Consider the following 9,522-nt stretch of genomic DNA (forward strand, 5'->3'; position numbering starts at 1 on the left):
AAAAGACGGACCGGACTCGCGCACGAGCTTACGGAGTGTAAATGAGTCCTTTGAGTCGATTTTTAACGCCATATAGCCGAGCGCAGCCAGTTTTCGGACAGAGCCTGAGCCCCACCGTAGCACGCCCCGCCATCGCCGCCTTGTGCCAAGGTCGTCTTTGCCCGGCCATCAACACCCACTTAGACTGATGGCAACAATGATCATAATGACCTGGAGTGCGTCATGGCCAAGGTGTTGGTGGTAGACGATGAGCCGAATATCGTCCTTTCACTGGAGTTTCTGATGCAGCAGGCCGGCTTCGAGGTGGTCACCGCGGAGAATGGCGAAAACGCCCTGGCGCGGGTCGCGGAGGGGGCGCCGGATCTGGTATTGCTGGATATCAGCCTACCCGGCATCAGCGGCTTCGATGTTCTCGAACGCCTGCGTGGCGATCCGGCCCATCGCCGCCTGCCCATCATCATGCTCACCGCCCACGGGCGCGAGGTCGAACGCGAGAAGGGCCTGGCGCTGGGCGCCGATGACTACGTCACCAAGCCCTTCTCGACCCAGGCACTGGTGGAGAAGGTCAAGACCCTGCTCGCCGAGGTGTCCTGATGAGTCGTCGGCTCTCCGGCCTGCCTCGCCGCCAGCGGCTGATCGGCCTGTGGCTGCTGCTCAGCGGCATCAGCATCTTCGGTGGTGCCGTCTTCGCCCTATGGCTCGACACCCTCTTCCAGCCCCGGGGGATCGCCCGCCTGGTACTGTGGGCGGGCTGCTTCTCGGGTGGCGGCACCATCTTCCTGGTCGGCCTGCTGCTCGAACGCCAGCTGTTCACTCCGCTTCGCCACCTGCAGGTGCAGCTGGCACGCCTGGTGGCCAACCCGGACGCCCGGGACGACTATCCCCCGGAGGGCTGGCTACGGGCTCTTGGCCCCGATCTGGTGCGGGTTCGCGAGGCGTGGCGCAGCGACCGCTCCCGGCTGGCCACCGCCCACGCCGAAGGCGCGCGGAGCGCGGCACGGATACGCCAGGAGCTCGAGACCCTGCTGCAGGTGCTCGATACGCCGCTGCTGCTATGCGACCACCACCGTCGCATTCTGCTGTTCAACCAGGCTGCCGAGACGCTGTTCGAGGATCACGCAAGCCTTGGCCTTGGCAAGCGTCTCGAGGCCCTGCTGCCCGCCGTGAGTCTGCAGGATGCCCTGAGCCAGTTGCCGGCCAATGGTGCCCCTCGCGAGGTGCTGGTGCCCAGTGGCGAGCGCTGGCTGCGTGCCACCTTGCGTCGGGTACCCGGCAGCCATGGCGAGACTATGCTGACCCTTATCGACACCACCGCCGCCTGGGCCAGCGAGATGGGTGCCCGTGCCGAGCTGCTCGATGGCCTGCCGCGGCTACGCCGCCATGGCGCCAGCCTGACCAGTGCCGCCGACGCCCTCTCTGCCCTGCCCGAAGGCGCCGGCGAGATGCGCCGCCGGCTTGAGCGAGTGATCGCCGAGGAGAGCCAGGCCCTGGGGGAGGATATCGATGGCCTCTCGTCCCTGATCGAGCGCATGCAGCAGGAGGGCGAGCGGCTGGTCCCCCTGTGGTCCAATGACCTCTGGGCCAGCCTCAACGAGCGGCTGCCGACGACACGCCAGCTCACCGCGGTCGGCATGCCGGCCTGGCTGAAGGGCGATGCCAGTGCCCTGCTGGTACTGCTGGGCTCGCTGCTCGACACCCTGGAGGCAACGCTGGGCGATGTCCCCCTGGAGGGCGAGGTATGCCTGGGCAACAAGCGGATCTACCTCGACCTGATCTGGGAGGGCAAGCCGCTTGCCGAATCACGGCTCGGCGAGTGGCAACAGCAGCACCTGGAGGCGCTGCCCCTCACGCCCCGGGTGGCCGACGTGCTGCATCAGCACGATAGCGACGTCTGGAGCCTGGCCGATGACGATGGGCAGCATGCTCGGCTGCGCCTGCCCTTTCACGCCGCGGGGCGGGTCGGGGCACCGCGCCCGACGCTTCCGCCACGCCCCGAGTTCCACGACTTCGGCATCGCCGACCTGCCGGCGCCCGATGCGGAGCTGGCCGCGCGACCACTCCGCGCCCTGGAGGTGGTGGCCTTCGATACCGAGACCACCGGCCTGGAGCTGCGACGCGGCGACACCGTGATCAGCATCGGCGCCTGCCGGGTCGTCAACGCACGACTGCTGGCCAGTGAAACCTTCGACCTCTACGTCGACCCGGGAAAACCGATCCCCCCGGCCAGCACTGCCATTCACGGCATCACCGATGACGCCGTCACCGGCGCCCCACCGCTCTCGGTGGCACTGCCTCGCTTCCGCGACTATGTGGGAGACGCCGTGCTGCTGGCCCACAATGCCGCCTTCGATCTACTGGCCCTGCAATCACCCGGGGCCGGCATCGCGCTGGACATGCCGGTACTCGACACCCTGCTGATCTCCCGGGCGCTGGATGCCAGCCTCGATGGCCATGACCTCGACAGCCTGGCCGAACGCTATGACCTCTCCTTCCCCCCGGGCACTCGCCACACCGCCCTGGGCGATGCCCGTGTCACCGCCGAGCTATGGCTGTCGCTGCTGCCCCGTCTGGAGGCCCGCGGCATCGACACCCTCGAGAAGGCCCTGGCCCTGCAGAACAGTGCATTGAGCAAGGAGGACGCCTGCGCCTCATGACGACCACCCCCGATCGGAGCGTCTTGCCATGCTGAGCGTACCGCGTCGCCGCGAGCGCCTGCTGGCATTGATCATCCTGGCCGCACTGCTGTTCACCCCGCCTCTGGTACTGGTGGCGGATCGTGCCATGGCGATCTCCTGGCTGCCGCTCTATCTGTTCATCGCCTGGGGGCTCATCATCGCGCTGACGGCCTGGCTGATGGAGAGCCCGAGCCCTCGCAAGCCACCTGGGGAGTAGATCATGCGCAGCGACATCGTGGTGCTCAGTGTCGCCTTCGGCTACCTGGCACTGCTGTTCCTGATCGCCGCCTGGGGCGACCGACGCGCCGAGCAGGGCCGCTCGATAATCGGCTCGCCCAACGTCTATGCGCTCTCCATCGCCGTCTACTGTACCGCCTGGACCTTCTACGGCAGCGTGGGCCGCGCCGCCCAGTTCGGCCCCAGCTTCCTGCTGATCTACCTTGGGCCGACCCTGGCGATGCTGATGGCCCCCTTCCTGATTCGCAAGATGGTGCGTATCGCCAGCGCTCAACGCATCACCTCGATTGCCGACTTCATCAGTGCCCGCTACGGCAAGAGCTCGGGCCTCGGGGCCCTGGTGGCACTGATCGCCCTGATCGGCATCACGCCCTATATCGCCCTGCAGCTCAAGGCGATCACCGTCACCCACGCGGTGCTGGTGAACTACCCCGATGCCGGCGACCTGCGCCTGGCCGACGAGCCCTTCTGGCTGGACAAGTCGTTCTGGGTAGCACTGGTGCTGGCCGTCTTCATCATCCTCTTCGGCACCCGCCACCTGGATGCCAGCGAGCGCCACGAGGGCATGGTGGCCGCCATCGCCTTCGAGTCCCTGGTCAAGCTGGTGGCCTTCCTGTCCGTGGGTATCTTCACGGTCTTCGTGCTCTTCCAGGGCCCCGGCGACCTCTTCGCCCGGGTCGCCGCCACACCCGACCTCGCCAACCGGCTCGGGCTGGATGCCGTCCCGGGCACGAGTACGGCCTGGTTCGGCATGCTGGTGCTGGCCTTCCTGGCATTTCTCACGCTGCCCCGCCAGTTCCAGGTGCTGGTGGTGGAGAACGTCGACGAGCGCCACCTGGCCCGCGCCAGCTGGCTCTTCCCGCTCTATCTGCTGGCCATCAACCTGTTCGTGATCCCCATCGCCATGGCGGGCCTGTTGCTGATGGGGGATGCCGACCCCGACCGCTTCGTGCTCACCCTGCCGCTCTCTGCCGACCTGGAGGGGCTGCCGCTGCTGGTCTTTATCGGTGGCCTATCGGCGGCGACCAGCATGGTCATCGTCGAAACCATCGCGCTCTCCACCATGGTCAGCAACCAGCTGGTCATGCCGCTGCTGCTGCGCACCCGCCACCTGCATCGCAGTGCCAGCGGCGAGCTGGCCGGCTGGCTGCTGGGCATCCGTCGGGTGGCAATCGTGCTGATACTGCTGCTCGGCTACCTCTATCATGCGCTGGTCGGCGACGCCTACAGCCTGGTGACCATCGGCCTGGTCTCCTTCGCCGCGGCCTGCCAGTTCGCCCCCGCCATGCTGATCGGCATGTACTGGCGCGGCGCGCATCACCGTGGCGCCGCCCTGGGGCTGATCGCCGGCACCCTGGTCTGGGCCTGGACCCTGCTGATCCCGGGCTTCGCCCAGTCTGGCTGGCTCGACGCCACCTTCCTCGAGCGGGGGCCCTTCGGCATCAGCTGGCTGCGACCCTATGCACTCTTCGGCCTGGAGGGCTGGGACATCTACACCCACTCGCTGCTCTGGAGCCTGGCCGCCAACCTCGGCCTACTGGTCGGGGTCTCGCTGTTCAGTCGTCAGTCGCCGCTGGAGCAGACTCAGGCGGCGCTGTTTGCCGAGGCCATGCACCCGAATCTGCTGGAGACCTCCCTATGGCACGGCCAGACCACCCGCGGCGAGCTGCGCACCCTGCTCGACCGGTATCTGGGCACGGGGACGACCGCGCGGGTCTTCGCCGATACCGAACCCCAGACGAGTGATGCCGAACAGCCGGCCACCCCGGCCCAGATCGCGCGCGCCGAACAGGCGCTCTCCGGGGCGCTTGGGAATGCCTCGGCACGGGTGCTGATCAACTCGGTGGTACGCGGTGAAGCACTCGACCTGGAATCGATCCTCAGCATCCTCGATACCACCTCCGAGACCCTGGAGATCAACCGACGCCTGGAGCAGAAGTCCAGCGAGCTGGCCCAGGCCAGCGAGGAGCTGCGGGCCGCCAACGAGCGTCTGCGCGAGCTCGACCGCCTGAAGGACGAGTTCGTCGCCATGGTCAGCCACGAGTTGCGCACTCCGCTTACCTCGATCCGCGCCTTCGCCGAGATCCTGCGCGACAGCGACAACCTGCCTGAAGAGAAGCGGTTGCACTTCCTCGATGTGGTGGTCAAGGAGAGCCAGCGACTCTCACGGCTGATCGAGGAGATTCTCGACCTGGCACGCCTGGAGAGCGGGCGCCTGACGCTCCACCCCCAATCTCTCGACCTGGTGGCACTGGTGCGTCACAGCGTGGATGCGGTGCATCATATGCAGGCGGACCGGGGAGTGGCGCTGGAGGTGGTGATCGAGCCGGAGCGGGCCCCGGTCATCGGCGACCCGGATCGCCTGGAGCAGGTGATCATCAACCTGCTCGACAACGCCGGAAAGTTTGCCGACGAGGAGGACGCACGAGTACGACTCAGCCTGCTGCCACACAAGCGTCACTACCGCCTGATGGTGGAGGACAATGGCCCCGGGATCGGCGAGGAGGAGCGCGAACGGGTGTTCGAGAAGTTCCACCAGATCCAGCGCGTCGATGCAGCGCCCGACAGGCGTCATGGCCGCCCCCGAGGCAGCGGTCTGGGCCTGCCCATCAGCCGCGGGATCGTGGCCCATCTGGGCGGCCGGCTGTGGGTGGAGCAGGCCCCTCATCTCGGTGGTGCCTGCCTGATCATGGAGCTTCCCGAGGCACCGCCGGATTCACAGGCGCCTTAACCGGGCGATACACCAGGCCCCCATCGCGAGGCGGAGCCTCCCTCCTGCTGATCACGCGCTGGACCCTAAGCCCGCTTCGCACTCCGCTGCAGCGCCCGTATCTGCTGTAGGTCATATCGCAGCAGCAACCGCTGGTCCTTGCCGAGGCGTGCCATATCCACCCAGCCGTCGGCAGCACGGCCGGCGGTGAGATTGTGGCACTGCTCATGGAGCAGCAGTGCCTGCAAGCGCCCATGGGCAGCGGTGAGTTCACGGCAGCTGTCGGCCCCCAGCTTGCCCCTGGCGACCAGCGCAGCGAGCCGCCGCCGGGTATCGATTTCGCGCACACCGTGCCGCAGCGACATCAGTCTTGTCGCGGCAACCAGTGGCAGGATGGCCTGATGCTTGAGATTGATGGCCCGCTCGTGGGGCGCCCCTTGCAGTGACCCGGCCAGCCGGCCGAGGCGATCCAGCGCCACCGGCTGCTCATCGAACAGCGCCCCCATCTCGTCGAGGAAGAGCCCCGCCGCGGGAAGGCGCGCCGCCACCCAGTCGCTCAGCGCCTCGGCGAGGGACTCGTCACCGAAGGCCGGGGTGAAATCGAGCAGGATATTGGCCTGCTGGACGCGCTTGACGCGTCGGTCGGCGCTCCATATCTCGAGCTGGCGCTGCCACTCCGAGAGGCGCTTGCGCCACATCGGCCAGCGCGCCATGACATGACCACTGCACAGCGGAATCCCCGCGCGATCGAGCCGCTCGCTGAAGCGCTCGCCCAGCGACTGGAAATAACCGTCGATCTCGACATGCCGGGCATCCGGATACTCGTCGATGATCATGGCATTGTCCTGATCCGGGGCCAGCAGGCTCTCGTGGCGGCCCCCGGAGCCCAGCACCACGACACAGTACGCCACCGGCGGCGCGCCCCACCCCTGTCCCTTCATCTCGATCTCGGCGAGACGAATGGCACGACGGTAGAGCCAGGCGTTATGGTCGCTGATCAGTTGGGCGATCCGCCAGGCAGGCAGATCGAGACGCCACAGGGCCTCCACGAGGGTGGGCTGCCAGGCGTGGGCGTCGGCCAGGTCGGGATGGGGCCCCAGATCGACCAGGGCATCGCGCAGGGGCGCGAGAAGATCGGGCAGGCTGGCGGGATCCGGCAGGGTCGCCCCGGCAAAAAGATCCCGCCATGGTGAGGCACGATGCAGAAGGCGCACGACTCTCTCGCCAGGACTAGCGAGCGAACATGTCGTCGCCCATCTCGTCGATGAAGCGCTGCGCCTTGCTGACCATCAGCTCGTCGCAGGCCTCGCGGCCGGGCACCATATCAGAGCGTTCGAAGCGGTGCTCGAGCACCTCATCCTCGTCCTCTTCGCCATCCCCGCTCAGCGGCCGACGGATCCAGCCGCTGACGCGGTATTGGCCACCCTCCTGGGCCGGCTCGGAGACAATCAGATAGCCGTTATGCTCCACCGGCTCGGCGGCCGGAGCATGGCCAGGGGAGCCATCGTCATCGCCGGCACCGAACAGCCCCGAGAGAAGCTTCTTGAACATGACAAGCCTCCTACTAGTACCTAGACCTGGTAGTACCTAGACCTGGCACCCACGATCCTTGCGGAATGCATGCCGGTGGAGCGCCCGCAGGCGCCCCACGGCGGCATCAGTCCTGCTTGCGTCCCTTGCCGGCGGCAATACGCAGGCGCAGGGCATTGAGCTTGATAAAGCCTTCGGCATCCTTCTGGTCGTAGGCGCCGGCATCATCCTCGAAGGTCGCGATGGACTCGTCGAACAGCGACTGATCGGACTGGCGACCGGCGACGATGACGTTGCCCTTGTAGAGCTTGAGGCGAACCACACCCGAGACATTGCGCTGGGTCTCGTCGATGGCGGCCTGCAGCATGCGACGCTCCGGGCTCCACCAGTAGCCGTTATAGATGACCTCGGCATACTTGGGCATCAGCTCATCCTTGAGGTGAGCCTCCTCACGGTCGAGCGTCAGCGACTCGATGGCGCGGTGCGCCTTGAGCATGATGGTGCCCCCGGGCGTCTCGTAGCAGCCACGAGACTTCATGCCGACATAGCGGTTCTCGACGATATCGAGACGGCCGATGCCGTTGTCACCGCCCATCTTGTTGAGCTTCTCGAGCACCTCATGGGGCTTCATCGGCACCCCATCGATGGCCACGATATCGCCCTTGTCATAGGTAAGCTCGACGTAGGTGGGCTCGTCCGGGGCGGCCTCCGGCGAGACGCTCCAGCGCCACATGTCCTCCTCGGCCTCGGCCCAGGGATCCTCGAGAATGCCCCCCTCATAGGAGATATGCAGCAGGTTGGCGTCCATGGAGTAGGGCGACTTCTTCTTCTGGCCGGCGAAGTCCACCGGGATGTCGTGCTGCTGGCAGTAGGCCATCAGCTTCTCACGGGAGTTCAGGTCCCACTCACGCCAGGGCGCGATCACCTTGACGCCGGGCTTCAGCGCGTAGGCGCCGAGCTCGAAGCGCACCTGGTCATTGCCCTTGCCGGTGGCACCGTGGGAGATGGCGTCGGCGCCGGTCTGGTTGGCGATCTCGATCAGGCGACGGGCGATCAGCGGGCGCGCAATGGAGGTGCCGAGCAGGTACTCGCCCTCGTAGATGGTATTGGCACGGAACATCGGATAGACGTAGTCGCGCACGAACTCCTCGCGAAGGTCCTCGATGTAGATCTCCTTGACGCCCAGTGCCTGAGCCTTGGCACGCGCCGGCTCCACCTCCTCGCCCTGACCGATGTCAGCGGTGAAGGTCACCACCTCGCAGTTGTAGGTTTCCTGCAACCACTTGACGATTACGGAGGTGTCCAGGCCGCCGGAGTAGGCCAGCACCACCTTCTTGACATCGGACATTCGAGGAGCTCCTTTCTGATGAATACGAGAGACCTGCCAGTATAGCGCGCCAGCATGGCCTCGAATACCGCCCATCCACGGGACCTCACGGGAGCGAGCTGCTAGACTGCGCGGACTCGAGCCGGGCCGCGGCCAGCCTGCCCGTGACATCAATGCCAAACACGAAGGAGAGGTGCATGAGCGAGGCGATCGCCCGCGACCTGATGGCACAGCGATTCCGCAGCTACCTGCCGGTGGTGGTCGACATGGAAACCGGCGGCTTCGATTCCGAGCGCAATGCGATCCTCGAGATCGCCGCGGTCACCCTGACCATGAACGCCGAGGGTTACCTGCTCCCCGAGTCGACCTATGCCTTCCACGTGGAGCCCTTTGCGGGTGCCAGCATCGAGCAATCGGCACTGGACTTCACCGGCATCCGGCTCGACGACCCCCTGCGTCGCCAGGTGGCGGTCAACGAGACCGAGGCGCTCAACGAGATCTTTCGTCCCATACGCAAGTCGATCAAGGCCCATGGCTGCACCCGCGCCATCCTGGTCGGCCACAACTCGGCGTTCGATCACGGCTTCCTCAACGCCGCGGTGAACCGTTCCGGCATCAAGCGCAACCCCTTCCACCCCTTCTCCAGTTTCGATACCGCCTCCCTGGCCGGCCTGATGTACGGCCAGACGGTACTGGCCCGGGCCTGCCGAGCCGCCGGCATCGAATTCAACAACAGCGAGGCGCACTCGGCTCGCTATGATACCGAGCGCACCGCCGAGTTGTTCTGCGCCATGGTCAATCGTTACAAGGAGATCGGCGGCTGGGCCCAGACCCAGCGCGAACAGGGAATGGAAGAGGCGCCATAGGCTGGAAAGCAGCATAAGCCCGCCCCATAGCAAACACCCCCGCAGCCATGAACTGCACCCCGAAAGTTGGACACCCACATCCAACCTTCGGGGTGTTTTTATGAGTAACCGATACGACGAGTGTTTCAAGCTGCTGGTGGCACAGCAGTGCTTGCACGGTGACACCAGCTTGAGGGA

8 protein-coding genes are annotated in these 9,522 nt (G+C 66.2%); 5 read left to right on the forward strand and 3 right to left on the reverse strand.

From position 1 onward, the window contains the following. Window positions 1-222 precede the first annotated feature (222 nt). From IOC61_RS01845 to IOC61_RS01860, 4 genes are read left to right on the forward strand one after another with little or no spacing between them, the layout of a single operon-like run. Window positions 223-594 carry a response regulator transcription factor gene (locus IOC61_RS01845; protein WP_195687185.1) on the forward strand — a complete coding sequence of 124 codons (372 nt, stop codon included), beginning with the start codon at window positions 223-225 and terminating at the stop codon, window positions 592-594. Beyond that, complete coding sequence (locus IOC61_RS01850) at window positions 594-2,654, forward strand: 3'-5' exonuclease (RefSeq protein ID WP_195687186.1); 2,061 nt, start codon at window positions 594-596, stop codon at window positions 2,652-2,654. The genes IOC61_RS01845 and IOC61_RS01850 overlap by 1 nt, the downstream gene beginning before the upstream one ends. 28 nt (window positions 2,655-2,682) lie before the next feature. Further along, complete coding sequence (locus IOC61_RS01855; protein ID WP_195687187.1) at window positions 2,683-2,892, forward strand: hypothetical protein; 210 nt, start codon at window positions 2,683-2,685, stop codon at window positions 2,890-2,892. Between the two features lie 3 nt (window positions 2,893-2,895). After that, complete coding sequence (locus IOC61_RS01860) at window positions 2,896-5,643, forward strand: sensor histidine kinase (protein WP_195687188.1); 2,748 nt, start codon at window positions 2,896-2,898, stop codon at window positions 5,641-5,643. 65 nt (window positions 5,644-5,708) lie between these two features. Here the strand turns inward: IOC61_RS01860 and IOC61_RS01865 are convergent, their stop codons facing one another. From IOC61_RS01865 to IOC61_RS01875, 3 genes are all read right to left on the reverse strand, one after another. Further along, entirely contained in the window at window positions 5,709-6,836 is a 1,128-nt protein-coding gene (locus IOC61_RS01865) for a DUF294 nucleotidyltransferase-like domain-containing protein (protein WP_195687189.1), read from the reverse strand. Window positions 6,837-6,852: 16 nt separating this feature from the next. After that, window positions 6,853-7,173, reverse strand: a complete 321-nt coding sequence (locus tag IOC61_RS01870; protein ID WP_195687190.1) for an HlyU family transcriptional regulator — start codon at window positions 7,171-7,173, stop codon at window positions 6,853-6,855. Between the two features lie 106 nt (window positions 7,174-7,279). Next, complete coding sequence (locus IOC61_RS01875) at window positions 7,280-8,500, reverse strand: argininosuccinate synthase (RefSeq protein ID WP_195687191.1); 1,221 nt, start codon at window positions 8,498-8,500, stop codon at window positions 7,280-7,282. A 176-nt stretch (window positions 8,501-8,676) separates the two neighbouring features. On the opposite strand from IOC61_RS01875, the gene rnt reads away from it, so the two are divergent. Next, window positions 8,677-9,345: a ribonuclease T gene (gene rnt / locus IOC61_RS01880; RefSeq protein WP_195687192.1), complete on the forward strand. Its 669-nt coding sequence runs from the start codon at window positions 8,677-8,679 to the stop codon at window positions 9,343-9,345. The last annotated feature ends 177 nt before the right edge of the window (window positions 9,346-9,522 follow it).

It is taken from the genome of Halomonas sp. KAO, assembly GCF_015595025.1.
GTDB lineage: Bacteria > Pseudomonadota > Gammaproteobacteria > Pseudomonadales > Halomonadaceae > Halomonas.

What these genes read in the sequence shown, in the direction of transcription:
- IOC61_RS01850 (WP_195687186.1), top strand. Translation starts at nt 594, where the DNA reads ATGAGTCGTCGGCTCTCCGGCCTGCCTCGCCGCCAGCGGCTGATCGGC.
- rnt (WP_195687192.1), top strand. Translation starts at nt 8,677, where the DNA reads ATGAGCGAGGCGATCGCCCGCGACCTGATGGCACAGCGATTCCGCAGC.
- IOC61_RS01860 (WP_195687188.1), top strand. Translation starts at nt 2,896, where the DNA reads ATGCGCAGCGACATCGTGGTGCTCAGTGTCGCCTTCGGCTACCTGGCA.
- IOC61_RS01845 (WP_195687185.1), top strand. Translation starts at nt 223, where the DNA reads ATGGCCAAGGTGTTGGTGGTAGACGATGAGCCGAATATCGTCCTTTCA.
- IOC61_RS01870 (WP_195687190.1), bottom strand. Translation starts at nt 7,173, where the DNA reads ATGTTCAAGAAGCTTCTCTCGGGGCTGTTCGGTGCCGGCGATGACGAT.
- IOC61_RS01855 (WP_195687187.1), top strand. Translation starts at nt 2,683, where the DNA reads ATGCTGAGCGTACCGCGTCGCCGCGAGCGCCTGCTGGCATTGATCATC.
- IOC61_RS01875 (WP_195687191.1), bottom strand. Translation starts at nt 8,500, where the DNA reads ATGTCCGATGTCAAGAAGGTGGTGCTGGCCTACTCCGGCGGCCTGGAC.